Origin of the sequence: Pseudomonas sp. Bout1 (assembly GCF_034314165.1) — a bacterium.
In the GTDB taxonomy this organism is placed as follows: Bacteria; Pseudomonadota; Gammaproteobacteria; order Pseudomonadales; family Pseudomonadaceae; genus Aquipseudomonas.
In genome coordinates, this window is record NZ_JAVIWK010000001.1 from 5924081 (window position 1) to 5949307 (window position 25227).

Below are 25227 nucleotides of genomic sequence, written 5' to 3' on the forward strand. Positions count from 1 at the left end.
TCCACATGCAGACTCCCTGTAAGTGCCAATTGTCTGGTCGCCATGCTCTTCGGCCTGGTGGGCGCATTGTCGGTTCCGAGTGCCCGCGCGAGCACTATCGAAGGCATCAACCACACGCACTGGGCGATCAACCACTTCAGTGTTGATGGGCGCTCGGGTATCGACATTATTGGGCCGTATCAGGGAGGCGGCGGAGGTTGTTGTTACGTCGCCCCCTCGAAGTGGAAGCCAGGAATGATGGTGCGGGTTGATTGGGAAAGTGGGGTGGCTTATTCCGATGACTTTCCAGGTTTTGCCGATAGGCCGAAGTACTTCGCCTGGAAAAAAAAGGTTAATTCCCAAAAACGCCAACACTCCAAGCTAGTCCCGATCCCCGACTACACCGGCCAAAAAGTCTGCGGTCTCACAGTCCACTTCCTACCTTGCGACGAACTTCAAGTCACCACCTCCTGCTACGCCTACGGCAGCCCCGACTACCCAATCAAAACCGCACTGCATTTGCCGGAGCCTAAGTCATGCCCGAAGTGAACCAAGCCGCTTTCTGTTACCCGCCGCAGTTTCCGGAGCAGGGGCGCTTGCCCTCTCGAGCGGGCCAGGTTCATCAAAATATCCGGCGCCAATCTCAGCAGGAGCGGGCTTACCATGATGCCTTATGCGTGGCCGCCGGCTGGCGTGTTACGCCCCCCTGCTGCAAGACCTTGCATATCAGCCTGTTCTTCGACGGTACGGGCAATAACCTCAACAACGATCTTTATTTATCCGATCCCAAACACCCGACGAATATCGCCCGTTTGTTTCGCGCGAGCATTGGCGAAGGGCACGCCGGCGGTACTGCTCATAACAGCCAGGCGCAACATTTAACGGACGCTAAAGGCGCTGGCTTCGGCCAGTACTTCAAATACTACATGCCAGGTGTGGGCACACCGTTTCCTGAAGTCGGCGACCTGAACTACAGCGAACTCGGCCTGGCTACCGCCGCGTTCGGCGAAGAACGGATCAATTGGGGCCTGATGATGATCATCGACGCCTTGCGCCGGACGTTGGCGTTGCCCCGGCTGGATAACCCGAGTTTGCGGGCGGCGGTCGAAGCCATGGGCGCCCCGGCGGGGCTTGAAGGTTCAATTGGCGCCAACTTTCGTCGCTATCAGTTTGCCAAGCAGTTGGAAGCGTTGGCCACGCCATTACGTATCGCCCTGACCCAACCGTCGCCTGGTGCACCAAAACTGCTGGGAATCAGGCTCTATGTGTATGGGTTTTCCCGAGGGGCGGCGGCGGCACGGTCGTTTGTCAGTTGGTTGAATGAGCTGTTATCGCCCGCAGAGTCGCAACTCTCACTGCAATCAGGCGACTTGAGGCTTGCGGTCAGTATCGAGTACCTGGGGCTACTGGATACTGTGGCATCGGTGGGCCTTGCCCATGCCGTGCCCGGCGCAGACGGGCACATGAGTTGGGCGGATGGCACTCAAGAACTGCCCACCAGCAGCCTGGTCAAGCGGTGCCTCCATCTCGTTGCCAGTCACGAGCAACGCTTGTGTTTCCCGCTGGATTCGATTCGGCGGGAGGATGGGGGTTATCCGGACAATAGCGTTGAAGTGTTGTATCCCGGTATGCACTCGGATCAGGGTGGGGGATATCCGCCGGGGGATCAGGGGAAGGCGTGTAGCAAAGATGATCTTGAAGGGGACGGCTTGTTGTTGTCGCAGATTGCGCTGAATGATCTTTATACCGATGCATTTGCGCATGGTGCTCCCTTGAAAGTGCCCAAGAGCGCTTTGCCAAAAGAGTCGAACAATGAACTATGGCGGGCGATGGCCGATGATTTGGCACAAGAATTTGACGTTTCTACGGCGCTAGTCAATCGCTTCAACGCCTGGCGACAAGTGACCTTGGATTTGGCCCCAGCGCGATTGCCGCTCTCCCCCGAACAAATCGAACACTACCAGCCCATCCCAGCTACCAACACCCTGGAAAACGCGCTAGCCAGCCAAATGGCCTGGATCACCGCCTGGCGCATCGACCGCTATGCCTTTGCCACGTTGAAACAAACCGACTTCTACCGTCAGGCCAGTGATGCCGAGGCCGATAAAACCGCCCGCAACCTGGCCGAGGCCAACCGCAACAAAAAGCAGGCCGTCGTCGAAAAACGCCGCAAAGAGCAAAAAGCCCGTGAGCATTTCAGCTTTGAACCCAAGAAGCCGCTTGAACCCGGCATCAAAGACTTCGACGCCGACATGGCACAAACCCAGTTGCGTGAAGCGGCTGAAGAGTTTGGCCGAGGCTTTTCCGGCCAGCACTTCGCTGACTCGATCCCGGTACGCGTAAGTCTTATGGCCGTTGTTCCCGGCGCGAATGCCCGCGAGATAGAGCTAGCCGAGCGCAAGCAGATGAAGGCGAGTGCCATGGCGAAGGTCAGCCAGCTATTTCCACCGCCCCTGCATGAGCGCAACTACGTTGACGAACACACACGCCGGAACGTCGAGGAAAGCCGCAACGCCAGCAAACCCGAAGGGCTGTTACGCGCACTGTTCGATGATCATGTTCACGACTCCCGTGCCTGGTTTCTTTACGCGGCGGGACGTGAGCCCTTCGGCAGTTATTTCAAGCTGCGCATGGTGTTCTTCGGCGATGCACGCAGAAGAGATATCGCGCTGTATCGCGAAGAAGATGGGGTGATGGTTGCGGGCGCTGAGACGCCGCTGTTCGTTGACGCTGGCGCTGTGGCGCAGCGCCCCGTGATGACTGCCGAACGCCTTGCCGACGCTCAAAAAGCCATTGATGAGATTTGGCAGGCCTATGACGACAAGGTCAAGGAGGCGAACAATGTGCCGGTTTGAGCCTGTTTCCCGCCTGCCTACACAAGACGCGAAATCCATGCCTAAGCCCCAGCCGTGGCGTTTACTGATCGGCATGACCTGTGGGTTGGCTGGGGTCGTAGTTATTCCAAATGCACAGGCCAGCACGCTTGAGGCGATCAACCACACGCACTGGGCGATCAACCACTTCAGTGTTGATGGGCGCTCGGGTATCGACATTATTGGGCCGTATCAGGGAGGCGGCGGAGGTTGTTGTTATGTCGCCCCCTCAAAGTGGAAGCCAGGAATGATGGTGCGGGTTGATTGGGAAAGTGGCTCTGCCTATTCCGATGATTTTCCTGGCTTCATTGATTGGCCCAAATATTTGGATTGGAAGGAAAAAGTGAATTCGCAGAAGCGTCAACACAGCAAAATGGTTCCGGTACCCGACTACACCGGCCAAAAAGTCTGCGGCCTCACCGTCCACTTCCTACCTTGCGACGAACTTCAAGTCACCACTTCCTGCTACGCCTACGGCAGCCCCGACTACCCAATCAAAACACCGCTGCATTTGCCGGAGCCTAAGTCATGCCCGAAGTGAACCAAGCCGCTGTCTGTTACCCGCCGCAGTTTCCAGAGCAGGGGCGCTTGCCCTCTCGAGCGGGCCAGGTTCATCAAAATATCCGGCGCCAATCTCAGCAGGAGCGGGCTTACCATGATGCCTTATGCGTGGCCGCCGGCTGGCGTGTTACACCCCCCTGCTGCAAGACCTTGCATATCAGCCTGTTCTTCGACGGCACGGGCAATAACCTCAACAACGATCTTTATTTATCCGATCCCAAACACCCGACGAATATCGCCCGATTGTTTCGCGCGAGCATTGGCGAAGGGCACGCCGGCGGCACTACTCATAACAGCCAGGCGCAACGTTTAACGGACGCTAAAGGTGCTGGCTTCGGCCAGTACTTCAAATACTACATGCCAGGTGTGGGCACACCGTTTCCTGAAGTCGGCGACCTGAACTACAGCGAACTCGGCCTGGCTACCGCCGCGTTCGGCGAAGAACGGATCAATTGGGGCCTGATGATGATCATCGACGCCTTGCGCCGGACGTTGGCGTTGCCCCGGCTGGATAACCCGAGTTTGCGGGCGGCGGTCGAAGCCATGGGCGCCCCGGCGGGGCTTGAAGGTTCAATTGGCGCCAACTTTCGTCGCTATCAGTTTGCCAAGCAGTTGGAAGCGTTGGCCACGCCATTACGTATCGCCCTGACCCAACCGTCGCCTGGTGCACCAAAACTGCTGGGAATCAGGCTCTATGTGTATGGGTTTTCCCGAGGGGCGGCGGCGGCACGGTCGTTTGTCAGTTGGTTGAATGAGCTGTTATCGCCCGCAGAGTCGCAACTCTCACTGCAATCAGGCGACTTGAGGCTTGCGGTCAGTATCGAGTACCTGGGGCTACTGGATACTGTGGCATCGGTGGGCCTTGCCCATGCCGTGCCCGGCGCAGACGGGCACATGAGTTGGGCGGATGGCACTCAAGAACTGCCCACCAGCAGCCTGGTCAAGCGGTGCCTCCATCTCGTTGCCAGTCACGAGCAACGCTTGTGTTTCCCGCTGGATTCGATTCGGCGGGAGGATGGGGGTTATCCGGACAATAGCGTTGAAGTGTTGTATCCCGGTATGCACTCGGATCAGGGTGGGGGATATCCGCCGGGGGATCAGGGGAAGGCCGCAGGGCAAAACGATGGCCTGTTGCTTTCTCAGATAGCCCTGCACGATATGTATGCTGACGCCTTTGCTCATGGTGCCCCGTTAAAAGTGCCGAAGCGAACTTTGTCAGTCGAGTTAAGCAAAGAACTTTGGAGGGCGATGACTGATGATTTGGCGCAAGAATTTGAAGTGGCCCCGACTCTAGTCAATCGCTTCAACGCCTGGCGACGAGTGACCTTGGATTTGGCCCCGGCGCGATTGCCGCTCTCCCCCGAACAAATCGAACACTACCAGCCCATCCCAGCTACCAACACCCTGGAAAACGCGCTAGCCAGCCAAATGGCCTGGATCACCGCCTGGCGCATCGACCGCTATGCCTTTGCCACGTTGAAACAAACCGACTTCTACCGTCAGGCCAGTGATGCCGAGGCCGATAAAACCGCCCGCAACCTGGCCGAGGCCAACCGTAACAAAAAGCAGGCCGTCGTCGAAAAACGCCGCAAAGAGCAAAAAACCCGTGAGCATTTCAGCTTTGAACCCAAGGAGCCGCTTGAACCCGGCATCAAGGACTTCGACGCCGACATGGCACAAACCCAGCTGCGTGAAGCGGCTGAAGAGTTTGGCCGAGGCTTTTCCGGCCGGCACTTCGCTGACTCGATCCCGGTACGCATAAGTCTTATGGCCGTTGTTCCCGGCGCGAATGCCCGCGAGATAGAGCTAGCCGAGCGCAAGCAGATGAAGGCGAGTGCCATGGCGAAGGTCAGCCAGCTATTTCCACCGCCCCTGCATGAGCGCAACTACGTTGACGAACACACACGCCGGAACGTCGAGGAAAGCCGCAACGCCAGCAAACCCGAAGGGCTGTTACGCGCACTGTTCGATGATCATGTTCACGACTCCCGCGCCTGGTTTCTTTACGCGGCGGGACGTGAGCCCTTCGGCAGTTATTTCAAGCTGCGCATGGTGTTCTTCGGCGATGCACGCAGAAGAGATATCGCGCTGTATCGCGAAGAAGATGGGGTGATGGTTGCGGGCGCTGAGACGCCGCTGTTCGTTGACGCTGGCGCTGTGGCGCAGCGCCCCGTGATGACTGCCGAACGCCTTGCCGACGCTCAAAAAGCCATTGATGAGATTTGGCAGGCTTATGACGACAAGGTCAAGGAGGCGAACAATGTGCCGGTTTGAATCTGTTTCCCGCCTGCCTACACAAGACGCGAAATCCATGCCTAAGCCCCAGCCGTGGCGTTTACTGATCGGCATGACCTGTGGGTTGGCTGGGGTCGTAGTTATTCCAAATGCACAGGCCAGCACGCTTGAGGCGATCAACCACACGCACTGGGCGATCAACCACTTCAGTGTTGATGGGCGCTCGGGTATCGACATTATTGGGCCGTATCAGGGCGGCGGCGGAGGTTGTTGTTATGTCGCCCCCTCGAAGTGGAAGCCAGGAATGATGGTGCGGGTTGATTGGGAAAGTGGGGTGGCTTATTCCTTTGACTCCCCAGGACTAGCGGACGAGGCCAAGTACGATGCCTGGCTTGACAAGGTCGAAGCCCAAAAACGCCAACACTCCAAGCTAGTCCCGATCCCCGACTACACCGGCCAAAAAGTCTGCGGCATCACCGTCCACTTCCTACCTTGCGACGAACTTCAAGTCACCACTTCCTGCAACGCCTACGGCAGCCCCGACTACCCAATCAAAACGCCGCTGCATTTGCCGGAACCCCAGTCATGCCCTAAATAAAATACGCCGAGTGGCTTATTTCATACTGGTAAACGCCAGCTTCACACCAATGGCAATCAGCACCGCGCCCATCGTCCGATCAAACCAATGCCCCATGCGTGCAAAACCGGCGCGCACGCGCTGTTGGCTGAACAACATGGCCACCAGGCAAAACCAGAGCGCAGTGGCCACGGCCAGGTAAACCCCGTACCCGGCCTGGATCGCCAGCGGCGTGTGGGGGTTGATCACCACGGTGAACAGCGACAGGAAGAACAGCGTGGCCTTGGGGTTCAGGCCGTTGGTGACAAAACCCGAGGTAAACGCACCACGGGGAGTGCGCTCACCCACTTCCAGGTGCAGGTCTTCTGCACTGGCAGGCTTGGCCGGCTTGGCGCGCAGGGCCTTGAAGCCGATGTACAGCAGGTAGGCCGCCGCCGCCCATTTGAGCGCGTTGAACAGCACAATGGACTGGGACACGATCAAGCCGATGCCCAGCAACGAATACCCCACGTGCAGGAAAATCGCCGAGCCTACGCCCAGCGCCGTCCAGGTGCCGGCACGCCGGCCATGGGTCACGCTCTCACGCACCACCACGGCGAAATCCGGGCCAGGGCTGGCCACCGCCAACAGGTGAATCAGTGCCACGGTCAAGAACTCGGTGAGGTACATGCACACTCCAGGAAGTAACTGATTATTTCATCTGATAGGCTCGGCAGATTACGCCTTCGAACCTCGCCGCAAAAGGTACAGTTGATAATGAACAATCGTCGCGCCGTCTTCCTTGATCACCCTTCCCTGGACCTCGGGGACCTGGACCTCACCGGTTTGCGGGCCATCTTCAGCGAACTGAGCCTGCACCAGCAGACCACCCCGCAGAACATTATCGAACGCCTGCAAGGCGCGCAGGTGGCCATCAGCAACAAGATCGCGCTGAATGCCGAGACCCTGGCGGCCTGCCCTGAATTGAAACTGATCCTGGTCACTGCCACCGGCACCAACAACGTCGACCTCGACGCGGCCCGCGCCCATGGCGTTACCGTGAGCAATTGCCAGGGTTACGGCACGCCGTCGGTGGCGCAGCATACGATCATGCTGTTGCTCAACCTGGCGACGCGCTTGAACGACTATCAGCGGGATGTGCAGGCGGGGCTCTGGCAACAAGCCAAGCAGTTCTGCCTGCTGGACCATCCGATCGTCGAGCTGGAAGGCAAAACCCTCGGCCTGCTGGGCCATGGTGAACTGGGCGGTGCCGTTGCGCGCTTGGCTGAAGCCTTTGGCATGCGCGTGATTCTCGGGGCCATTCCTGGCCGCCCGGCCCGCACCGATCGCGTGCCGCTGGACGAGCTGCTGGCGCAGGTCGACGCGCTGACCCTGCACTGCCCGCTCAACGAGCACACCCGCGACTTTATCGGTGCCCGTGAACTGGCGCTGCTCAAGCCGGGCGCGTTTATCGTCAACACCGCGCGCGGTGGCTTGATCAATGAACAGGCCCTGGCAGATGCCTTGCGCAGCGGGCACCTGGGCGGCGCGGCGACCGATGTATTGAGTGTGGAACCGCCGGTGAATGGCAACCCGCTGCTGGCCGGCGACATTCCGCGGCTGATCGTCACGCCGCACAATGCCTGGGGCAGCCGCGAAGCCCGGCAGCGGATCGTCGGCCAATTGATCGAAAACGCCGAGGGCTTTTTCAGCGGCGCCCCGCTGCGCGTCGTCAGTTGATAAACTGCGCCCCTTTTCAAGGAGCAGACCATGGATCCGCGCAGTGAAGTACTGCTTCGCCAGGCCGAACTTTTTCAAGGCGACGTGCTGCTGGTGGGCTTGCCCGCCGACGACCTGCTGGGCCGCCTGCCCAATGCCCATGGCTGGAGCTGGCACGCCGGCGACCAGGCGGCACTGGACGCGCGCTTTGCCGAGCGCAGCCAGTTTGGGGTGAACGTGCCCGAGCGTTCGTTTGAGACGGCGGTGGTGTTCCTGCCCAAGTCCAAGGAGCTCACCGACTACCTGCTCAATGCCGTAGCCGCACGTTTGCCCGGCAAAGAGCTGTATCTGGTCGGGGAAAAGAAAGGCGGCATCGAAAGCGCGGCCAAGCAACTGAACCCGTTCGGCAAACCGCGCAAGCTCGACAATGCGCGGCATTGCCAGTTGTGGCTGGTGACGGTGGCCAATGCTCCCGAGCCGGTTGAGCTGGAAAGCCTGGCGCAGGTGTTCGAGGTGCCACTGGCTGAAGGCCCGCTGAAGGTAGTGAGCCTGCCGGGCGTATTCAGCCACGGTCGGCTGGATCGCGGCACTGCGCTGCTGCTGGAACACCTGGACAAGTTGCCGAGTGGTCACGTGCTGGATTTCGGTTGTGGTGCGGGCGTGCTCGGCGCGGCGGTCAAGCGTCGTTATCCGCATAACACCGTCACGCTGCTCGACGTGGATGCCTTCGCCGCTGCCAGCAGTCGCCTGACATTGGCGGCCAATGGTCTGGAAGCAGAGGTATTGACTGGCGATGGCATCGACGCCGCGCCAATGAACCTGAACACGATTCTGAGCAACCCGCCGTTCCATGTCGGGGTGCACACCGATTATTTCGCCACCGAGAACCTGCTGCGAAAAGCAGCCAAACATCTGGCAAAAGGCGGCGAACTTCGCCTGGTTGCGAACAGCTTCCTGAAGTACCAACCGCTGATCGAAGAGCATTTGGGCGTGTGCGCAATCAAGGCAGAAGGCCAGGGTTTCCGCATTTACCGTGCCAAGCGCGGCTGAAATCTTTTTCCAAAAGAAGGCTTGCCGAATGGATTTTGCCTAGGCAGAATCCGCTCCGTCCTAGGGGAGTAGTCTCCCACGAGCGCCACGCTCGTCCGGCATACGTCAACATACTTGGTCAACAGGCCATGGCGTATGCGACCCAGGAGTCCGCACAGACGGACCGGGGTTTGACAAGACCTATGACACGAACACCTTACCCGGGGCGGGAAGGCTGTACGTGTCATAGCCGTGTCGACCCGCCCCTGGAACTTACCTGATGCTGGATTCCCTGCTCGTCCCTACCGCAATCGTTGCCTTGGCCGAAATTGGCGACAAGACGCAACTGCTCGCACTCATTCTCGCTGCACGCTTTCGCAAACCCTGGCCGATCATCGCCGGCATTGTTGCCGCGACCCTGGCCAACCATGCGGCCGCCGGTGCCGTGGGGGCCTGGTTCGGGAGTTTCTTCTCGGATGCGGTGTTGCACTGGATCCTCGCGGCGAGCTTCTGCGCCACGGCGCTGTGGACCCTGGTGCCCGACAAGCTCGACGATGACGAAGCCAGTACTTCACGCAAGTTCGGGCCATTCCTGACCACGTTGATCGCGTTCTTCCTCGCAGAAATCGGCGACAAGACCCAGATCGCTACTGTGATGCTCGCGGCGCAATACCCGGAACTGTGGCTGGTGATTATCGGCACGACCCTGGGCATGTTGATTGCCAACGTGCCGGTGGTACTGGCGGGGAATTTTGCCGCAGACAAATTGCCGCTGACGCTGATTCGTCGACTGGCGGCTACGGCATTCTTCATCCTGGCCATTGTTGCGGTGTACAAGGCCATGCAGAGCAGCGGCTGGATCTAAACGCAACCCCATATGGGAGCTGGGCTTTTGTGGGAGCTGGCTTGCCTGCGATAGCATCACCTCGGTGCAACTGACACACCGAGGTGCCTGCATCGCGGGCAAGCCCGGCTCCCACACAAGCCGGGCTTCCACATTCAGATTTGCATTTCAGTCTTATAAATCAGGACTTTTTGGCCTGCTGATACAACGGCATCACCTTCGGAATTGCCGCTTCCAAAGAGGCGATCCGGCTGCTGGAGGCCGGGTGAGTACTCATGAACTCCGGTGGCGAGCCTTCCGAGGCCTTGGCCATTTTGTTCCACAGGGTAATCGCCGCGTTCGGGTTGTAACCGGCACGGGCCGACAACTCCAGGCCGATCAGGTCTGCTTCGTTTTCATTGCTGCGGCTGTTGGGCAAGGTCATGCCATAGTTGGCCACGGTATCGGCCAGCGCCATGCTGTCCTGCCCCAGGCCGAACAACGCACCGGCACCCTGCTTCGCCATCTCGATACCGTAGGCCTTGGACATGGCTTCGCGGCCGTGTTCACGCAAGGCGTGGGCGATTTCATGGCCCATCACCGCGGCCAGTTCATCGTCGGTCAACTTGAGATTGTCGATCAGCGCGCTATAGACAAAGATCTTGCCGCCAGGCCCGCAGTTGGCGTTCATCTCGTCACTTTTGATCAGGTTCACTTCCCACTTCCACTGTGCCGCATCCGGCCGGAACGTAGGCGCCTGGGCGATCAAGCGGTTGGCAATCGCCTGCACACGCTTGGCGTTGGCGCTGGTCTTGTCCACCAGGCCTTTGCCGCTGGCCTCCCCCAGGGTCTGCTGGTACGACTGCGCGTACATCTGGTCGACTTCCTGGCTCGACAACATGCTGAACATGTACTGCTTGCGCTCCACCCCAACCGCGCCGCCGCTGGTGGTGTTGACCGACTGGCAACCGGCGAGCAATACCGCCGCGCCCAATGCACATACCGCCACTGTCTTTTTCATCAACCTGCTCCCTGAAAACATGGCGCGTATCGTAGTCGGCCAATTGTATCGGCGCCAGATACAACAGACGTGTAGCCGCCTGATTTCAGACATATCCCACACCGGCGCCTTCAAGGTTTAACCCGGCGTCAGGCACTCTGGCCCGTTCAGCTTCGGGTCATTGACCATATTGGCCAATACCCGCTCGCGCAACGCGGTGGGTTCACTGGCCAACAAGGCCTGCAAGGTGTGCAGCGGCGTCTCGGGGTTCAGCCAGGCGGCCTGCCCCGCAGCATCCAGAATGAGCGGCCGCCGCTGACTCTGTGCCGCCTGGGTCACCACCGCCGTACTCAGCCACACCTGCTCCTGCACCGGATACGCTTCCCAGATCGCCGCAAAGAACAGTGTGCTGCCCTCCCCCGGCGTCAGCCAGTACGGGCGTTTGCGCTGGGTGCCGCGCCATTCGTAGAAACCATTGGCCGGCAACAGGCAGCGGCGCTGGCGAAAGGCCTCGCGAAACATCGGTTGCTCGGCCAGGGTTTCTGCGCGGGCATGGGCCGGGGTGCGAGAGAGATCGGTCAGCCAGGGCGGCGTCAGCCCCCAGCGCGCCCGCGCCAGGGTGTGCTGGCCTTCGCTCAGGCGCTGGATCAGTACCGAATCATTGGGAGAGATGTTCCACTGGGCCTGCTGGTCGGCCGGAAAGCCCGGCAAGCCAGCAAACGTGGGGTTCCAGCGAAACAGGGCATAACGTCCACACATGGGGCAACACGACTCTTGGAGAAACTGGCCGACAGCCTAACAGACCAACACGTCGGGGAAGCTGTCGGGTTCATCCCCCGGCACCGGCTGCGCACCGTTGTAGGCGGTGATCAGCTCACGGGCGTAGGCGGCCTGGTCGTTCTCAACCGCCAACGCCAGGAGGCCGTAGATTGGCAGCTCGCCAGTGCCTCCGAGCAAATCACGCCCCACCAGGTGCGCGGTGATGCCCTCGCTTTCGAGCATGCCTTGCAGCAGCTCGCCTTCCATCAGGTTTTCCGGTTCGTAGATTCGCTGCATGGGCGTACCTTTTATTCGTTCTCGCTGCGCACGTTGAGCATCCATTCGCCGTCATGAACCTGCAGGTCGAACACAATGGGCCGGCAGCACACCGGGCAGTCTTCTATATATTCCTGATCGCCCCCCGACAGATCCAGTAACGCCGTGGCGACCTCGCCACAATAAGGACATTCGTACGACTCCTCTTCCATCGCGGTCTCCCAGGTGACTTGTGCGTATAATCGCCGGTCTATTTACAGGGCTATTTTTCGTCCCGGCCAATTTGCCCGGACCACGCCCTGATATTTATTGATCCAAACCTTTACTTACCCTAGCCGTTTCTAACAAGAGAGCATGATGGGCGAATTCGATACCATCCGACCTTACAACGACAGCGAAGTCCCGGCGGTGCTGGCCCGACTGTTCAGTGACAAGGCCTTTCTGGACATCCTGACCCACTTTCGCTTCCCGCGCTTCGCCGGCGCGTTCGGCTGGCTGCTCAAGCCAATGATCGCCCATAAACTGCGCCGTGAGTTCGCCGGCGTCACCACCGTGGCCACGCTGCAGGACAAAGTCGAGTTTTACGTCGACCACACCATCGAGCGCGCAACCGACGGCGTGACCTACACCGGCGTCGAGCAGTTCAAGTCCGGCAGTGCCTACCTGTTCCTGGCCAACCACCGCGACATCGTGATGGACCCGGCCTTCGTCAACTACGCCGTGTACCACGCCGGCCTGCCGACGCCACGCATCGCCATCGGCGACAATCTGCTGCAAAAGCCGTTTGTCAGCGACCTGATGCGCCTGAACAAGAGTTTCATCGTGCACCGCTCGATCACCGGGCGCAAAGAGAAGATGGCGGCGTACCAACTGTTGTCGGCCTACATCAACCATTCGATTCGCAACGACTGCCAGTCGATCTGGATCGCCCAGGCTGAAGGCCGCGCCAAGGATGGGGATGATCGAACCGAGTCGGCGATCCTCAAGATGTTCCACATGAGCCGCAAGGACGAGCCGTTCGCCGAGGTCATCCAGTCGCTGAACCTGACGCCGGTGTCCATCAGTTACGAGTACGACCCGTGCGATGCCGCCAAGGCCCGCGAGTTGTACATCCGCGCCACCACCGGCACCTACAGCAAGGCGCCCGGGGAAGATGACGTGAGCATTGCCCTGGGCATCACCGGCTACAAGGGCCGGGTGCACGTCAACTTCGCGCCGCCGATCACCGAGGCATTCGAAGACACCAAGTTGTTGGCCATCGAGATGGACCGGCAGATTCTGGGCGGTTATCGATTGTTCCCGGTGCATTACCTGGCGTACGCCCAATGGAGCGACGCCGACCCGCACTTGCAGGTGCCGAGCGCAGCCGAGGTGTTCCCGGCGGATGAGTTGGCCAAGGCGAAAGCCGAGTGGGAGCGACGCCTGAATGCCTGCCCGGCCGAGCACCGGCCGTACCTGGTGCTGCAATACGCAACGCCGGTGAGGAATCAGTACCGGGTTAAAGCGGGGATCGCCCTGTAATGTGGGGCTTGCCCGCGATGACGGAGTGTCAGCCCCCGAATCTATCGGCTGACTCACTGCCATCGCGGGCAAGCCCCACATCTGTTTTAAGGTGCTCTTACAATCGGGTACTGATCCAGGAAACCAGCAACGCCAGCCCGAGCCAGGCAAACCCCAGCCGGTAGAACAGGCGGTGGGTACGCTGCGTCAGCACATCAAGAAACAGCATTGGTTGATCAATGGCGCGCATTTCGCTTTGCGCAGCAAGCCTGGCCATCGCGCGTTGTTCGCGCAGGCGTGTGACAAACAGCAGCCAAGCCGCCGGACAGGCTAACAACAGGGCAAGGGAATTGAGCAGTAGTGCGGTCAGCGACATCGCAAACCTCGATGTATCAGTGTCTTGGTATCGGTTCAGATACAAACCTGAATGATATGCGCCGCCTGCGCGTGATTGCTCCTTCCCCATTGACGGCTAATGTATCCAGTAATTTACAGCGTCACCTGAACGTCACCTTAACAAGCCACTCTGTTGCCCTTCGAAAGGCCGGGAGCTTGTCATGCTGCATGCGCAAAACCAGGATTGGCTGTATCTGATTGCCCCAAGCGAGGAGCAAGAGGCGCTGGTGGGCGGCCTCGCGTTCAATGTGCAAGACCGCCACTGGCTGGTGTATTGCGCCCTCGGAGGGCATCAGCATGCCGACCTGCCGGAGTTGGATTTTCTGACCGGGGTGAGCGTGCTGGACTTTTATGTCGAAACAGCTGCATGAACACTACAGGCGTAAAAAAACCGGGCTCATCGCTGAGTCCGGTTTTTTTGTGGGAGCGGGCTTGCTCGCGAAAAACGCCAGCCCGCCGCGTTACTTCTGGATGGGCGCGTTATCGTTAACCGCCATCGCGAGCAAGCTTGCTCTTACTGGGAACTAAGCAGTTGGCCGATGCTCGGGTCCTTGAACAGACGCGTCAGGGCATCGCTCAACACGTCGCTGACCAGCTTGGTGTTGGTTTCCTGGTTCGGCGCCATGCCGAAGCGCTGGTCCAGGGAGGCACCATAGCGGCCGCTGTAGCGACGGGTGCCGGCGGTGACATCAGACTTGAAGGTTGCGCCGATGGTGGCTTCAGTCACGTACAGGCCTTCCTTGGGCGACTGATACTTCAGCTCGGCCAGGGTAATGGTCAATTGCGGAGCGCCGGGCGAGTTGGCCGGGGTGAAGCCCAGCAGGCGCACAGCCGCTTCGGCCTGGGCTTGCAACTTAGGCAGCACATCGGCACCGGTCACGGTGATGGCGCTGGTTTCCGGGTACAGCCCGCCACGGGTGCCGAGGGTCGGCGATGGACGCCCGTCAACCACACGCACCGACACCGGCTGGCCATGGCCAACAGGCGCCAACTGAGTGGTGATTTTCGGTTGCGGGCTGAGTTGTTGCGGGCTGTGGGCGCAGCCAACCAGGGTCAAACTGGTCACAGTGATCAAACCGAACAACAGGCGTTGCAACATACTCATTTCTCCAGGACTAGATGCAAACAGGGCGCCAGTATAACGGTGAGCGCTCGCCACTCACCAGAATTCCTGAACGGCGGCTGAACTGTCGGCGAAATTACAATTTCCACACAGAACCGTCACCCCACTGTCATGCCAGACTGCCAACCTTCGCAGCATGTAACGAACCGGGTACAAAACCATGCGCCTTCTCAAGTCGTTGTTCTTTTCCCACGCCAGTCATCGCCACTTCGCGCTGCTCGACGCGCAAGGCTGCTGCAAAGCCTTCAAGGAGTGCAGCCTGCCGCCCGTCGGCGAAGGTTGGGTCGAAGTCCAAGAGGCCCGCTTGAGCTGGATGCACCGTCCGCTGCCCGCCAGCGCCCGTGTCAGCCCTCGCGTTTCACCGCCACAGCCACGGCACGCGTTGGCCTCCTGACCAGAGTGCTAATAAAAGTCATTAAACACGTCCATTTGCGCGCATTTCTTCGCTACAATCTCCCCCCGATTATAAGGACGTCTCCTGATCGGGCCTCGCAGCATCGCTAATGCACTTGTATTAGCTCCCCGCACCGCCCACAGAGAGCCGCCCACACAGATCGAGTGAAGCTGGCGAGCGTGCAGTGTTCTCTGCAAACCTTCGTCTTTACCCGAATCTGCCAGAGCTGCCATGCGCTCGGCCACTTGAGTTGTTCGCCCGTTTTGCCGCTTGCCGGCAGTGATTTCGGGCCAGGTGCCAGGCTGGGGCAGCCCTTTTTTGAGGTTCACGTCTTCAAAAGAGCGTGAAAAAAACGGGTTTTCACAACTTCACAAGAGTGTGGCGAGCAAATGAATAGTTTTGCGTTTGTACAAGCACCATCAGCGTCTGGAACCGCCCCACCACACAGGACCGAGTACTCCTCAAAAACCGGAGCTTGAAGCCTGTCCGCTACGGATTTGGTTGCACGATCGGACGAACTTGACCATAAGTCGAATTGCCACAGGTGCCCTTAAATGCGTTCATACGCACATCAGGCCCGGCCGGCAGCGTCCGCTTGCGATAAATTGCGAAGAATCGGACATGGCGATCCTGGCCATGGGTAATCTGGGGCATCACGTGAACCGCCCCGTCACTCCTGGCAGCCATGCCGTCAATTTGGTGCTGCAGATTTTGGAGACGCGTTAAATGGCGCATAACGAAGCAGTCGACGTAGTACTGGTAGGTGCGGGCATCATGAGTGCCACCCTCGCCGTACTGCTCAAAGAGCTCGACCCCGGCCTCAAGCTGGAAGTCGTTGAGCTGATGGATTCGGGTGCCGCGGAAAGCTCCAACCCGTGGAACAACGCCGGTACCGGCCACGCCGGGCTGTGTGAGCTGAACTACACGCCGCAGGCGGGCGACGGCTCCATCGACATCAAGAAAGCCGTGCACATCAACACCCAATTCGAGGTGTCGAAGCAGTTCTGGGCCTACTTGACCAAGAAAGGCACCTTTGGCTCGTCCAAGTCCTTTATCAGCCCCGTGCCGCACCTGAGCTTCGTGCAGGGCGAAAAGGGCGTGTCGTTCCTCAAAAAGCGCTTTGAAACCCTCAGCCAGCACCATGCGTTCTCGGACATGCACTACACCGAAGACCGCAGCGAGATGGCCGAGTGGATGCCGCTGATGATGCCCGGCCGCCCGCTCGACGAAAAAATTGCGGCCACCCGCGTAATGAACGGTACCGACGTCAACTTCGGCGCCCTGACCAACCAGTTGCTCTCGCACCTGACCAGCGCGCCGGACGCCCAGGTCAAGTACAGCAAGCGCGTCACCGGCCTCAAGCGCAACGGCGCCGGCTGGACCGTGAGCATCAAGGACGTCAACAGCGGCAATTCCCGTGACGTGGACGCCAAGTTTGTGTTCCTCGGCGCCGGCGGCGCGGCCCTGCCGCTGCTGCAAGCCTCGGGCATCGAAGAAAGCAAAGGTTTTGGCGGTTTCCCGGTCAGCGGCCAGTGGCTGCGTTGCGACAACCCGGAAGTGGTCAAGCACCACCAGGCCAAGGTCTACAGCCAGGCCGCCGTAGGTTCGCCACCAATGTCGGTGCCGCACCTGGACACCCGCGTGGTCGACGGCAAGAAGTCCCTGTTGTTCGGACCATACGCCGGCTTTACCACCAAGTTCCTCAAGCACGGCTCGTTCCTCGACCTGCCCCTGTCGATTCGCGCCGGCAACATCGGCCCGATGCTGGCCGTGGCCCGGGACAACATGGACCTGACCAAGTACCTGGTCAGCGAAGTGCGCCAGTCCATGGAACAGCGCCTGGAATCCCTGCGCCGCTTCTACCCTGAAGCGAAAGCCGAAGACTGGCGCCTGGAAGTGGCTGGCCAACGGGTGCAGATCATCAAGAAAGACCCGAAGAAAGGCGGCGTGCTGCAATTCGGTACTGAACTGGTTGCGGCCAAGGACGGTTCGTTGGCCGCCCTGCTGGGCGCATCCCCGGGTGCTTCGGTGACTGTTTCGATCATGCTGGAACTGATCGAACGCTGCTTCCCGGAAAAAACCGCCGGCGAGTGGGCGACCAAGCTGCACGAGATCTTCCCGGCTCGCGAAAAGGTCCTGGAGACCGATGCCGAGCTGTATCGCAAGATCAACACGCAGAACAACATCAGCCTGGAACTGGTTGAGCAGAGCAGCGAGACCGAAAGCTACGCTTGAGGCCTCGCCATAAAAAAACGCCCCGATGGGGCGTTTTTTTTCGTCCGCAACAATCAGCCGCGGGCTTGTTCGATCAACTCGATGTAATCCGCAGCGTGGCGCTGGTCCTTGATCACGTCTACGAAGGTCAGGCCATGTTCGTCCTTGCCGTCGAGGTCCAGGCCGGCCTCCTTGAAAAAGCCCAGGAAACGCTCGAAGTCGTCGATGCGCAGGCCACGGTAAGCCTTGACCAGTTTGTGCAGGGACGGCGATGTGGCGTCTACCGGCTCGAAATTCAGGAACAGCTTGATTTGCTCGTCGCCGATTTCATCACCAATCAGCTGTTTCTTATCTTTACGCATTACCGACTCCAGCCTGCAGACATTTACACGGGGGTTAAAGTCTACCTGCGAGGCCCTTTCTTCGAAAGCGCCGTTACACGCCTAAACCCCGTAGCACGTGTTATTTGGCGCGCACCGCCCCGGTGTGCAAATCAGCCCAGATATGGCCATTGGCGTAACTGAGGAATTGCACATACACCGTGTCATTGCGCAACAAGTCGACGATCACCCGGTACTGGGTCACCGGATACGACAAGGTCAGGGTTTTGCTTTTATCGTCGAACACCGGCTTTTTCAGGCTTTTGCTCTCGGCGTCGAAGTTGAGGACCACCTGGGCAATGGTCGCGCCCTTGTTCAGGGACTTGCCCTTGAGGCGAATCATCAACGGTGAGGTCACCGGAATCGGCTGCTGGGTGGACTGACGCTGGTTACCCACCACCACCGAATACTCGGTGACTTGCAGCAACTGCTGCTGGTCCGGCGCTTCGGCCCTCAGGGAAAGGTCGTCGGGCGGCAGGAACTGGCTATGCAGCGGCGCAGAAGCCGCCGCCAGGGGGAAACTGAGGGTCAGCGCCAGTACGGCGCAACCGCGGATCAAAAAGCGCATGGGCCGCTCCGTGGAAGATGGCCCGGCACTTTAGCTCAATCGAACTGGGCAAGCATCCAGCGCTGATACTCGGCCACTTCAGCATCGCCTTCACGGGGAGCCCAACTGGCCAGCTCACCCTCGCTCACCGGTCGATACGGTCCGGCCTTGCACTCGAACATCAAGGTATCGGGCTCCAGCACCACCAGGCCGTGAAACACACCCGGAGGCAAATCCACGCCCTGGCATTCACCGCCGGGCTGCATCACGCGCTTGGCAAGCACCTCGCCGGTCTCGCTGAAAATCAGCAACCCCAGGCTGCCTTTGAGCACCAGCAAGGTTTCCGCCTTGTCGGCACTCAGATGGCGATGCGGCGGCACATAAGTGCCGGGCTGCATGCCCACCGCCATGCGGTGGCACGGCTCTTCCATCTGGTGGAAGTTATGGTGATGCCGGCCACGGGGGCTCTGGGCCGCTTTTTCGGCCAGCTCCGCAAACAGCGTTTGATCAAGAAAGCTGGCCATTGATTACATACCTTTAACGGCGTAGATCCCATTGGCATTACGCCAGTAGCCTTTGTAATCCATGCCGTAACCGAAGATGTAACGGTCAATGCACGGCAGGCCCACGTAGTCGGCCTTCAGGTCCGGGCGAGCCTTGCGGTCGTGGTCCTTGTCGATCAGCACGGCGGTGTGCACTTTGCGTGCGCCGGCGTGTTTGCAGAAATCGATGATCGCACCCAGGGTGTGACCTTCATCGAGGATGTCATCGATGATCAGCACGTCGCGGTCGATGAACGAGACTTCCGGCTTGGCTTTCCAGAACAGGTCGCCGCCGCTGGTTTCATTGCGATAGCGGGTGGCGTGCAGGTAGGACGCTTCCAGCGGGAATTGCAGATGAGTGAGCAGCTTACCGGCGAAAATCAGGCCACCGTTCATCACGCAAAAGACCACCGGGTTGGTGTCGGCCATTTCGCGGGAGATGTGCGCGCCGACCTTGGCGATGGCCTCTTCGACTTGCGCTTCGGTGTACAGGCAGTCAGCCTCGCGCATGATTTGACGGATATGCTCGAGATCAGCGGACATGGCGCTCTCCAAGGGGGTGCTGTGGCAAGAAAAGCGGGCAAAGGTACGCATGTGAGGCGCAACGTTCAAGCCTTAATGGACTAACGTACTAGATGTCTATAGGACAACACCCTCGGATAGATTAATCTAGGCCGGTTTTTTTGCCCGCCGCCGGAGCCTTTCCCCATGCCCATCCGTGAGATCCGCCACCCGCTGATCCGACATAAACTCGGCCTTATGCGCCGCGCCGACATTAGCACGAAGAACTTCCGTGAGCTTGCTCAGGAAGTCGGAGCGCTGCTCACCTACGAGGCAACCAAAGACCTGCCCCTGGAAAACTACGAGATCGCCGGTTGGTGTGGTCCCGTGCAGGTCGAGAAAATCGCCGGCAAGAAGATTACCGTGGTGCCCATCCTGCGCGCCGGTATCGGCATGCTCGAAGGCGTCCTCAGCCTGATCCCGGGCGCCAAGGTCAGCGCCGTGGGCGTGGCCCGCAACGAAGAAACGCTGCAGGCCCACACCTACCTGGAAAAACTCGTACCGGAAATCGACGAGCGCCTGGCGATGATCATCGACCCGATGCTCGCCACCGGCAGCTCTATGGTTGCGACCATCGACCTGCTGAAAAAAGCCGGCTGCAAGGACATCCGCGCCATGGTGCTGGTGGCCGCTCCCGAAGGCATCGCCGCCGTCGAGAAAGCCCACCCGGACGTGCTGATCTACACCGCGTCGATCGATGAACGCCTGAACGAACACGGCTACATCATCCCGGGCCTGGGCGACGCCGGCGACAAGATCTTCGGTACCAAGCAGAAGGACGCGTGACCATGCAGGATGAGTTCAACGACCCGCTTTGGCGCCAGATCCTGTCTGGCGCACAGATGCTCTTCGTAGCATTTGGCGCGCTGGTGTTGATGCCGCTGATCACCGGTCTCGATCCAAACGTCGCCCTGTTTACCGCAGGCTTGGGCACCTTGTTGTTCCAAGTGGTCACCGGGCGCCAAGTGCCGGTGTTCCTGGCGTCGAGCTTCGCGTTTATCACCCCGATCATTCTCGCCAAGGGCCAGTTCGGCCTCGCGGCGACCATGGGCGGCGTGATGGCGGCAGGTTTCGTTTACACCTTTCTGGGCCTCGCGGTGAAGATCAAGGGCACCGGTTTCATCGACCGGCTGCTGCCGCCGGTGGTGATCGGCCCCGTGATCATTTCCATCGGCCTGGCCATGGCGCCGATTGCCGCCAACATGGCGATGGGCAAGGCAGGTGACGGTAGCGAGTTGATCCACTACCAGACAGCCATGCTGATCTCGATGCCGGCGCTGCTCACCACGCTGATCGTGGCAGTGTTCGGCAAAGGCATTTTCCGTCTGGTGCCGATCATCTCCGGCGTGCTGGTGGGTTTCGCCATGGCGTTCTACTTCGGCGTGGTGGACACCGCAAAGATCGCCGCCGCACCGTGGTTCGCCCTGCCCCACTTCACCGCGCCGGAGTTCAACTGGCAGGCCATTCTGTTTATCGTCCCGGTGGCCCTGGCTCCGGCGATCGAGCACATTGGTGGTGTGATTGCGGTGGGCAGCGTGACCGGTCGCGACTACCTGAAGAAGCCCGGCCTGCATCGCACGCTGCTGGGTGACGGTATCGCCACCACCGCAGCCGGCCTGTTCGGCGGCCCACCCAACACCACCTACGCGGAAGTGACGGGCGCAGTGATGCTGACCAAGAACTACAACCCAAAAATCATGACCTGGGCGGCCGTGTTTGCCATCAGCCTGGCGTTTATCGGCAAGTTCGGCGCACTGCTGCAGAGCATTCCAATTCCGGTAATGGGCGGGATCCTGTGCCTGCTGTTCGGTTCGATTGCGGCGGTGGGCATGAACACGCTGATCCGTCACAAGATCGACCTTGGGGAGGCGCGCAATCTGGTGATTGTGTCGGTAACCCTGGTGTTCGGGATTGGCGGCGTGCTGGTAGGTACCGGCACCGGCCCGGATGATTTCGGCCTGAAGGGCATCGCCCTGTGTGCGGTGGTAGCGATTGCATTGAATCTGCTGCTGCCGGGCAATGACGGCTGGAAGAACAAGAAGCCGGATGAGCCGCTGCTGTAAGGCTTTAGCTTTTTGGTGTTGCTGATGGCCTCATCGCGGGCAAGCCCGGCTCCCACATTGGAATGCATTGTCAGAAAGAATGCAGTCCGCTGTGGGAGCCGGGCTCCCACATTGGAATGCATTGTCAGAAAGAATGCAGTCCCCTGTGGGAGCCGGGCTTGCCCGCGATGGGGCCAGTTCAGTCAATAAAGATTACAGCTCGCCCAACGCATCGATCAGCGCCTGGTTCTGCTCCGGTGTGCCGATGCTGATCCGCAGGAACTGGGCAATCCGCTCCTGCTTGAAATGCCGCACGATCACCCCTTGCTCCCGCACCTTGGCTGCCAGCCCGGCAGCGTCGTGCCCTGGATGCCGGGCGAAGATGAAGTTGGCCGCAGACGGCAACACCTCAAAGCCTTTGGCCTCCCACATTGGAATGCATTGTCAGAAAGAATGCAGTCCCCTGTGGGAGCCGGGCTTGCCCGCGATGGGGCCAGTTCAGTCAATAAAGATTACAGCTCGCCCAACGCATCGATCAGCGCCTGGTTCTGCTCCGGTGTGCCGATGCTGATCCGCAGGAACTGGGCAATCCGCTCCTGCTTGAAGTGCCGCACAATCACCCCCTGCTCCCGCACCTTGGCCGCCAGCCCGGCAGCGTCGTGCCGTGGGTGACGGGCGAAGATGAAGTTGGCCGCAGACGGCAACACCTCAAAGCCTTTGGCCTGCAGCTGTGCCACCAGCTTTTCACGGCTGTCGATCACCAACCGGCAAGTGTTCTGGAAGTGTTCGCGGTCTTCAAACGCGGCCGCCGCACCGGCAATCGCCAGGCGATCCAGCGGGTAGGAGTTGAAGCTGTTCTTGACCCGCTCCAGCGCCTCGATCAGGTCCGGATGGCCCACGGCTAGGCCCACCCGCAATCCGGCCAGGGATCGCGACTTGGAGAGGGTCTGGGTCACCAGCAGGTTCGGGTAACGGTCCACCAGGCTGATGGCGGTTTCGCCGCCGAAGTCGATATAGGCTTCATCCACCACCACCACCGAGTCCGGGCTGGCCTTGAGGATTTGCTCCACGGCGTCCAGCGCCATCACGCAGCCGGTTGGCGCATTGGGGTTTGGGAAGATGATCCCGCCATTGGGCCTGGCGTAGTCCGACACACGGATCTGGAACTGCTCGTCCAGCGGTACCGCGTCGAACGCGATGCGGTAGAGGCCGCAGTACACCGGGTAAAAGCTGTAGCTGATGTCCGGGAACAACAGCGGCAGGTCGTGCTGGAACAAACCGTGAAAGATGTGCGCCAGGACTTCATCGGAACCGTTGCCGAGGAACACCTTGCCCGCGTCGATTGCGTAATACTTCGCCACCGCCTGCTTGAGCAGGTCGCTGTTGGGGTCCGGGTACAACCGCAGGTTGTCGTTCAACTCGGCCTGCATGGCGGCCAGCGCCTTGGGCGACGGCCCGTAAGGGTTTTCGTTGGTGTTGAGCTTCACCAGCTTGGTCAGCTTCGGCTGCTCACCGGGCACGTAAGGCACGAGTTCCTTGACGAGCGGGCTCCAGAATTTGCTCATGTTTCAGTTCCCCTGCTTATCGTCAACGATGCGGTATTCGGCACTGCGAGCGTGGGCGGTCAGCGACTCGCCACGGGCCAGCACGGATGCGGTCTTGCCCAGCTCCGACGCGCCCTGGGGCGAGCAGAAGATGATCGACGAACGCTTCTGGAAGTCATACACGCCCAGTGGCGAGGAAAATCGAGCCGTGCCTGAAGTCGGCAACACGTGGTTGGGACCGGCGCAGTAGTCGCCCAGGGCTTCGCTGGTGTGGCGGCCCATGAAGATCGCCCCGGCGTGACGAATCAGCGGCAGCCAGGCTTGTGGGTCCGCGACGGACAGCTCCAAGTGTTCCGGGGCGATACGGTTGGCCACCTCGATGGCTTGTTCCATGTCTCGCACCTGGATCAAGGCGCCGCGGCCATTGATCGATTTCTCGATGATCTCGGCGCGTTCCATGGTCGGCAGCAGCTTGGCGATGCTCGCGGCCACCTTGTCCAGGAACTCGGCGTCCGGGCTGACCAGAATCGCCTGGGCGTCTTCGTCGTGCTCGGCCTGGGAGAACAGGTCCATGGCGATCCAGTCCGGGTCGGTCTGGCCGTCACACACCACGAGGATTTCCGAAGGGCCGGCGATCATGTCGATGCCGACCTGGCCAAACACGTGGCGCTTGGCGGTGGCCACATAAATGTTGCCCGGGCCAACCACCTTGTCGACCTTCGGCACGCTCTCGGTGCCATAGGCCAGGGCGGCTACCGCTTGGGCGCCGCCGATGGTGAACACGCGGTCAACGCCCGCAATGCAGGCCGCTGCCAGCACCAGTTCGTTGATTTCACCACGCGGCGTGGGCACCACCATGACCACTTCGGTCACACCGGCGACCTTGGCCGGAATCGCGTTCATCAGTACCGAGGATGGGTACGACGCTTTGCCGCCCGGCACGTATAGACCGGCACGATCCAGCGGCGTGACCTTCTGGCCCAGTACCGTGCCGTCGGCCTCGGTGTAGCTCCAGGAGTCCTGCTTTTGTTTTTCGTGATAGCTGCGCACTCGCGTGGCCGCCACTTCCAAGGCTTCGCGCTGGGGTGCGGTGATGCGGGTCAGCGCCAGTTCCAGGCGTTCGCGAGGCAGGATCAGGTCGGCCATGGAGGCGACGTCCAGGCCATCGAACTGGCGGGTGAAGTCCACCAGCGCTGCGTCACCGCGCTCGCGCACGGCCTTGATGATGTCGAGCACCCGCTGGTTGACCGAATCGTCGGACACACTTTCCCAGCTCAACAGATGATCCAGATGATGGGCGAAATCCGGGTCGCAAGCGTTGAGTCGGGCAATTGCAGTGGACGTGGTCATAGCGAGGGCCTCAATAGAATTGGCAAAAACTCAGGCGCCGAAAGTTAGCAGTCGATCCGCTTGGGCACCCGAGAATTCTGGCTATGAGGCGGATAGACGGGCGCGGCTCAGGGCCGCGCAGGTGAGTCAACCGCGGTGTCGAGACTCCACTGCCTTGCGCAGGGTGTCGATCAACGCCTGGATACGAGCGTGCTGCATTTTCATCGACGCTTTGTTGACGATCAGCCGGGAGCTGATGTCGGCGATAAAGTCCTGGGGCTCCAGGCCGTTGGCGCGCAGGGTGTTGCCGGTATCGACCACGTCGATGATCTTGTCGGCCAGGCCGATCAGCGGCGCCAGCTCCATCGAACCGTAGAGCTTGATGATGTCGACCTGGCGACCTTGCTCTGCGTAGTAACGCTTGGCAACGTTGACGAACTTGGTCGCCACCCGCAGGCGGCCTTTGGGCTCGACGTCACCGACACGGCCGGCGGTCATCAGCTTGCACAGGGCAATACGCAGGTCCAGCGGCTCGTACAGGCCCTGGCCACCGTATTCCATCAACACGTCTTTGCCCGCGACGCCAAGGTCGGCCGCGCCATGCTCAACGTAGGTGGGCACGTCGGTGGCACGCACGATCAACAGACGAACGTCGTCCTGGGTCGTGGGGATGATCAGCTTGCGGCTCTTGTCCGGATTCTCGGTCGGCACGATGCCCGCTTCAGCCAGAAGCGGCAGTGTGTCGTCAAGGATACGGCCCTTGGACAGTGCGATGGTCAACATGGGAAACGTCAGTCCTTCATCAGGCTATTGCTGTCCGGTCGCAATCGGCGCCAGACACAGAT

At 60.1% G+C, this 25227-nt stretch carries 28 protein-coding genes, 1 pseudogene and 1 riboswitch; of the genes and pseudogenes, 14 read left to right on the forward strand and 15 right to left on the reverse strand.

The window, feature by feature from the left end; all coding sequences use genetic code 11:
- Positions 1 to 42: 42 nt before the first annotated feature.
- The 5 genes from RGV33_RS27390 (at position 43) to RGV33_RS27410 (ending at position 6246) form a co-directional block, all read left to right on the forward strand.
- The gene (locus tag RGV33_RS27390; protein ID WP_322148749.1) at positions 43 to 528 is read left to right on the forward strand and encodes a DUF3304 domain-containing protein; all 486 of its coding nucleotides are present in this window, start codon (positions 43 to 45) and stop codon (positions 526 to 528) included.
- The gene (locus tag RGV33_RS27395) at positions 516 to 2834 is read left to right on the forward strand and encodes a DUF2235 domain-containing protein (RefSeq protein ID WP_322147404.1); all 2319 of its coding nucleotides are present in this window, start codon (positions 516 to 518) and stop codon (positions 2832 to 2834) included. The genes RGV33_RS27390 and RGV33_RS27395 overlap by 13 nt, the downstream gene beginning before the upstream one ends.
- Before the next feature lie 73 nt (positions 2835 to 2907).
- Positions 2908 to 3393: a DUF3304 domain-containing protein gene (locus RGV33_RS27400; protein WP_322148750.1), complete on the forward strand. Its 486-nt coding sequence runs from the start codon at positions 2908 to 2910 to the stop codon at positions 3391 to 3393.
- A complete protein-coding gene (locus tag RGV33_RS27405; RefSeq protein ID WP_322147405.1) occupies positions 3381 to 5687 on the forward strand; it encodes a DUF2235 domain-containing protein in 2307 nt (768 codons plus the stop codon). The genes RGV33_RS27400 and RGV33_RS27405 overlap by 13 nt, the downstream gene beginning before the upstream one ends.
- Before the next feature lie 73 nt (positions 5688 to 5760).
- Positions 5761 to 6246, forward strand: coding sequence for a DUF3304 domain-containing protein (locus RGV33_RS27410; RefSeq protein ID WP_322148751.1), 486 nt, complete (start codon positions 5761 to 5763; stop codon positions 6244 to 6246).
- Between the two features lie 15 nt (positions 6247 to 6261).
- On the opposite strand, the gene RGV33_RS27415 is transcribed toward RGV33_RS27410, so the two are convergent.
- Entirely contained in the window at positions 6262 to 6894 is a 633-nt protein-coding gene (locus tag RGV33_RS27415; protein WP_322147406.1) for a LysE family translocator, read from the reverse strand.
- A gap of 87 nt (positions 6895 to 6981) precedes the next feature.
- Between RGV33_RS27415 and RGV33_RS27420 the strand changes: the two genes are divergently transcribed.
- The 3 genes from RGV33_RS27420 to RGV33_RS27430 all read left to right on the forward strand — a co-directional run bounded on the left by RGV33_RS27420 (position 6982) and on the right by RGV33_RS27430 (position 9817).
- Positions 6982 to 7944 (forward strand): 2-hydroxyacid dehydrogenase, encoded by a 963-nt coding sequence (locus RGV33_RS27420; protein WP_416152091.1) that lies wholly within the window; start codon positions 6982 to 6984, stop codon positions 7942 to 7944.
- A gap of 30 nt (positions 7945 to 7974) precedes the next feature.
- Positions 7975 to 8973 carry a class I SAM-dependent methyltransferase gene (locus RGV33_RS27425; protein WP_322147407.1) on the forward strand — a complete coding sequence of 333 codons (999 nt, stop codon included), beginning with the start codon at positions 7975 to 7977 and terminating at the stop codon, positions 8971 to 8973.
- Positions 8974 to 9024: 51 nt separating this feature from the next.
- Positions 9025 to 9144: riboswitch (yybP-ykoY riboswitch) on the forward strand.
- An 88-nt stretch (positions 9145 to 9232) separates the two neighbouring features.
- On the forward strand, positions 9233 to 9817 hold the full coding sequence (locus RGV33_RS27430) for a TMEM165/GDT1 family protein (protein ID WP_003216166.1): 585 nt from the start codon (positions 9233 to 9235) through the stop codon (positions 9815 to 9817).
- A gap of 160 nt (positions 9818 to 9977) precedes the next feature.
- Here RGV33_RS27430 and RGV33_RS27435 read toward each other — a convergent pair whose 3' ends face one another.
- The 4 genes from RGV33_RS27435 to RGV33_RS27450 form a co-directional block, all read right to left on the reverse strand.
- Positions 9978 to 10796, reverse strand: coding sequence for a M48 family metallopeptidase (locus RGV33_RS27435; protein ID WP_322147408.1), 819 nt, complete (start codon positions 10794 to 10796; stop codon positions 9978 to 9980).
- Between the two features lie 117 nt (positions 10797 to 10913).
- The gene (locus RGV33_RS27440) at positions 10914 to 11534 is read right to left on the reverse strand and encodes an SOS response-associated peptidase (protein ID WP_322147409.1); all 621 of its coding nucleotides are present in this window, start codon (positions 11532 to 11534) and stop codon (positions 10914 to 10916) included.
- 36 nt (positions 11535 to 11570) lie between these two features.
- Positions 11571 to 11831, reverse strand: a complete 261-nt coding sequence (locus tag RGV33_RS27445) for a putative signal transducing protein (RefSeq protein ID WP_010170538.1) — start codon at positions 11829 to 11831, stop codon at positions 11571 to 11573.
- An 11-nt stretch (positions 11832 to 11842) separates the two neighbouring features.
- Positions 11843 to 12022 carry a CPXCG motif-containing cysteine-rich protein gene (locus tag RGV33_RS27450; RefSeq protein WP_322147411.1) on the reverse strand — a complete coding sequence of 60 codons (180 nt, stop codon included), beginning with the start codon at positions 12020 to 12022 and terminating at the stop codon, positions 11843 to 11845.
- Positions 12023 to 12167: 145 nt separating this feature from the next.
- Between RGV33_RS27450 and RGV33_RS27455 the strand changes: the two genes are divergently transcribed.
- A complete protein-coding gene (locus tag RGV33_RS27455; protein WP_322147412.1) occupies positions 12168 to 13331 on the forward strand; it encodes a 1-acyl-sn-glycerol-3-phosphate acyltransferase in 1164 nt (387 codons plus the stop codon).
- 97 nt (positions 13332 to 13428) lie between these two features.
- Here RGV33_RS27455 and RGV33_RS27460 read toward each other — a convergent pair whose 3' ends face one another.
- On the reverse strand, positions 13429 to 13686 hold the full coding sequence (locus tag RGV33_RS27460) for a hypothetical protein (protein WP_322147413.1): 258 nt from the start codon (positions 13684 to 13686) through the stop codon (positions 13429 to 13431).
- 181 nt (positions 13687 to 13867) lie between these two features.
- On the opposite strand from RGV33_RS27460, the gene RGV33_RS27465 reads away from it, so the two are divergent.
- Complete coding sequence (locus RGV33_RS27465) at positions 13868 to 14077, forward strand: hypothetical protein (RefSeq protein WP_322147414.1); 210 nt, start codon at positions 13868 to 13870, stop codon at positions 14075 to 14077.
- 143 nt (positions 14078 to 14220) lie between these two features.
- Here RGV33_RS27465 and RGV33_RS27470 read toward each other — a convergent pair whose 3' ends face one another.
- A complete protein-coding gene (locus RGV33_RS27470; RefSeq protein WP_322147415.1) occupies positions 14221 to 14805 on the reverse strand; it encodes a YajG family lipoprotein in 585 nt (194 codons plus the stop codon).
- A gap of 184 nt (positions 14806 to 14989) precedes the next feature.
- Here RGV33_RS27470 and RGV33_RS27475 point away from each other — a divergent pair, with 184 nt between their 5' ends.
- Together RGV33_RS27475 and mqo are read left to right on the forward strand one after the other, a co-directional pair.
- Entirely contained in the window at positions 14990 to 15223 is a 234-nt protein-coding gene (locus RGV33_RS27475; protein WP_322147416.1) for a hypothetical protein, read from the forward strand.
- A 726-nt stretch (positions 15224 to 15949) separates the two neighbouring features.
- A complete protein-coding gene (gene mqo, locus RGV33_RS27480) occupies positions 15950 to 17458 on the forward strand; it encodes a malate dehydrogenase (quinone) (RefSeq protein WP_322147417.1) in 1509 nt (502 codons plus the stop codon).
- 53 nt (positions 17459 to 17511) lie between these two features.
- On the opposite strand, the gene RGV33_RS27485 is transcribed toward mqo, so the two are convergent.
- The 4 genes from RGV33_RS27485 to RGV33_RS27500 form a co-directional block, all read right to left on the reverse strand.
- Positions 17512 to 17799: a PA4642 family protein gene (locus RGV33_RS27485; RefSeq protein ID WP_322147418.1), complete on the reverse strand. Its 288-nt coding sequence runs from the start codon at positions 17797 to 17799 to the stop codon at positions 17512 to 17514.
- A 100-nt stretch (positions 17800 to 17899) separates the two neighbouring features.
- Positions 17900 to 18385, reverse strand: coding sequence for a hypothetical protein (locus tag RGV33_RS27490; RefSeq protein WP_322147420.1), 486 nt, complete (start codon positions 18383 to 18385; stop codon positions 17900 to 17902).
- A 35-nt stretch (positions 18386 to 18420) separates the two neighbouring features.
- Positions 18421 to 18888 carry a WbuC family cupin fold metalloprotein gene (locus RGV33_RS27495; protein ID WP_322147421.1) on the reverse strand — a complete coding sequence of 156 codons (468 nt, stop codon included), beginning with the start codon at positions 18886 to 18888 and terminating at the stop codon, positions 18421 to 18423.
- A 3-nt stretch (positions 18889 to 18891) separates the two neighbouring features.
- Positions 18892 to 19449, reverse strand: coding sequence for a hypoxanthine-guanine phosphoribosyltransferase (locus RGV33_RS27500; protein WP_003216150.1), 558 nt, complete (start codon positions 19447 to 19449; stop codon positions 18892 to 18894).
- Positions 19450 to 19614: 165 nt separating this feature from the next.
- Between RGV33_RS27500 and upp the strand changes: the two genes are divergently transcribed.
- Both upp and RGV33_RS27510 read left to right on the forward strand, forming a co-directional pair.
- Positions 19615 to 20253 (forward strand): uracil phosphoribosyltransferase, encoded by a 639-nt coding sequence (upp, locus tag RGV33_RS27505; protein WP_003216149.1) that lies wholly within the window; start codon positions 19615 to 19617, stop codon positions 20251 to 20253.
- 2 nt (positions 20254 to 20255) lie between these two features.
- Complete coding sequence (locus RGV33_RS27510) at positions 20256 to 21530, forward strand: uracil-xanthine permease family protein (RefSeq protein ID WP_322147422.1); 1275 nt, start codon at positions 20256 to 20258, stop codon at positions 21528 to 21530.
- A 192-nt stretch (positions 21531 to 21722) separates the two neighbouring features.
- On the opposite strand, the pseudogene RGV33_RS27515 reads toward RGV33_RS27510, so the two are convergent.
- The 4 genes and pseudogenes from RGV33_RS27515 to hisG form a co-directional block, all read right to left on the reverse strand.
- A pseudogene (locus RGV33_RS27515) lies at positions 21723 to 21935 on the reverse strand (aminotransferase class I/II-fold pyridoxal phosphate-dependent enzyme); the annotation flags it as partial.
- 86 nt (positions 21936 to 22021) lie between these two features.
- The gene (gene hisC, locus RGV33_RS27520) at positions 22022 to 23074 is read right to left on the reverse strand and encodes a histidinol-phosphate transaminase (RefSeq protein WP_322147424.1); all 1053 of its coding nucleotides are present in this window, start codon (positions 23072 to 23074) and stop codon (positions 22022 to 22024) included.
- Between the two features lie 3 nt (positions 23075 to 23077).
- Positions 23078 to 24403: a histidinol dehydrogenase gene (gene hisD / locus RGV33_RS27525; protein ID WP_322147425.1), complete on the reverse strand. Its 1326-nt coding sequence runs from the start codon at positions 24401 to 24403 to the stop codon at positions 23078 to 23080.
- Positions 24404 to 24529: 126 nt separating this feature from the next.
- Positions 24530 to 25165, reverse strand: coding sequence for an ATP phosphoribosyltransferase (gene hisG, locus RGV33_RS27530; RefSeq protein ID WP_003188599.1), 636 nt, complete (start codon positions 25163 to 25165; stop codon positions 24530 to 24532).
- Positions 25166 to 25227: the final 62 nt, after the last annotated feature.

Bases quoted from the DNA above. Each gene is read 5' to 3' on its own strand.
- RGV33_RS27395 (WP_322147404.1), top strand. From the start codon at position 516: ATGCCCGAAGTGAACCAAGCCGCTTTCTGTTACCCGCCGCAGTTTCCG.
- RGV33_RS27455 (WP_322147412.1), top strand. From the start codon at position 12,168: ATGGGCGAATTCGATACCATCCGACCTTACAACGACAGCGAAGTCCCG.
- RGV33_RS27390 (WP_322148749.1), top strand. From the start codon at position 43: ATGCTCTTCGGCCTGGTGGGCGCATTGTCGGTTCCGAGTGCCCGCGCG.
- RGV33_RS27430 (WP_003216166.1), top strand. From the start codon at position 9,233: ATGCTGGATTCCCTGCTCGTCCCTACCGCAATCGTTGCCTTGGCCGAA.
- RGV33_RS27400 (WP_322148750.1), top strand. From the start codon at position 2,908: ATGACCTGTGGGTTGGCTGGGGTCGTAGTTATTCCAAATGCACAGGCC.
- RGV33_RS27435 (WP_322147408.1), bottom strand. From the start codon at position 10,796: ATGAAAAAGACAGTGGCGGTATGTGCATTGGGCGCGGCGGTATTGCTC.
- RGV33_RS27510 (WP_322147422.1), top strand. From the start codon at position 20,256: ATGCAGGATGAGTTCAACGACCCGCTTTGGCGCCAGATCCTGTCTGGC.
- RGV33_RS27410 (WP_322148751.1), top strand. From the start codon at position 5,761: ATGACCTGTGGGTTGGCTGGGGTCGTAGTTATTCCAAATGCACAGGCC.
- mqo (WP_322147417.1), top strand. From the start codon at position 15,950: ATGGCGCATAACGAAGCAGTCGACGTAGTACTGGTAGGTGCGGGCATC.
- RGV33_RS27405 (WP_322147405.1), top strand. From the start codon at position 3,381: ATGCCCGAAGTGAACCAAGCCGCTGTCTGTTACCCGCCGCAGTTTCCA.
- hisD (WP_322147425.1), bottom strand. From the start codon at position 24,403: ATGACCACGTCCACTGCAATTGCCCGACTCAACGCTTGCGACCCGGAT.
- RGV33_RS27495 (WP_322147421.1), bottom strand. From the start codon at position 18,888: ATGGCCAGCTTTCTTGATCAAACGCTGTTTGCGGAGCTGGCCGAAAAA.
- RGV33_RS27470 (WP_322147415.1), bottom strand. From the start codon at position 14,805: ATGTTGCAACGCCTGTTGTTCGGTTTGATCACTGTGACCAGTTTGACC.
- RGV33_RS27415 (WP_322147406.1), bottom strand. From the start codon at position 6,894: ATGTACCTCACCGAGTTCTTGACCGTGGCACTGATTCACCTGTTGGCG.
- RGV33_RS27475 (WP_322147416.1), top strand. From the start codon at position 14,990: ATGCGCCTTCTCAAGTCGTTGTTCTTTTCCCACGCCAGTCATCGCCAC.
- RGV33_RS27490 (WP_322147420.1), bottom strand. From the start codon at position 18,385: ATGCGCTTTTTGATCCGCGGTTGCGCCGTACTGGCGCTGACCCTCAGT.
- RGV33_RS27425 (WP_322147407.1), top strand. From the start codon at position 7,975: ATGGATCCGCGCAGTGAAGTACTGCTTCGCCAGGCCGAACTTTTTCAA.
- RGV33_RS27465 (WP_322147414.1), top strand. From the start codon at position 13,868: ATGCTGCATGCGCAAAACCAGGATTGGCTGTATCTGATTGCCCCAAGC.
- RGV33_RS27485 (WP_322147418.1), bottom strand. From the start codon at position 17,799: ATGCGTAAAGATAAGAAACAGCTGATTGGTGATGAAATCGGCGACGAG.
- RGV33_RS27440 (WP_322147409.1), bottom strand. From the start codon at position 11,534: ATGTGTGGACGTTATGCCCTGTTTCGCTGGAACCCCACGTTTGCTGGC.
- upp (WP_003216149.1), top strand. From the start codon at position 19,615: ATGCCCATCCGTGAGATCCGCCACCCGCTGATCCGACATAAACTCGGC.
- RGV33_RS27420 (WP_416152091.1), top strand. From the start codon at position 6,982: ATGAACAATCGTCGCGCCGTCTTCCTTGATCACCCTTCCCTGGACCTC.
- RGV33_RS27450 (WP_322147411.1), bottom strand. From the start codon at position 12,022: ATGGAAGAGGAGTCGTACGAATGTCCTTATTGTGGCGAGGTCGCCACG.
- hisC (WP_322147424.1), bottom strand. From the start codon at position 23,074: ATGAGCAAATTCTGGAGCCCGCTCGTCAAGGAACTCGTGCCTTACGTG.
- RGV33_RS27460 (WP_322147413.1), bottom strand. From the start codon at position 13,686: ATGTCGCTGACCGCACTACTGCTCAATTCCCTTGCCCTGTTGTTAGCC.
- hisG (WP_003188599.1), bottom strand. From the start codon at position 25,165: ATGTTGACCATCGCACTGTCCAAGGGCCGTATCCTTGACGACACACTG.
- RGV33_RS27500 (WP_003216150.1), bottom strand. From the start codon at position 19,449: ATGTCCGCTGATCTCGAGCATATCCGTCAAATCATGCGCGAGGCTGAC.
- RGV33_RS27445 (WP_010170538.1), bottom strand. From the start codon at position 11,831: ATGCAGCGAATCTACGAACCGGAAAACCTGATGGAAGGCGAGCTGCTG.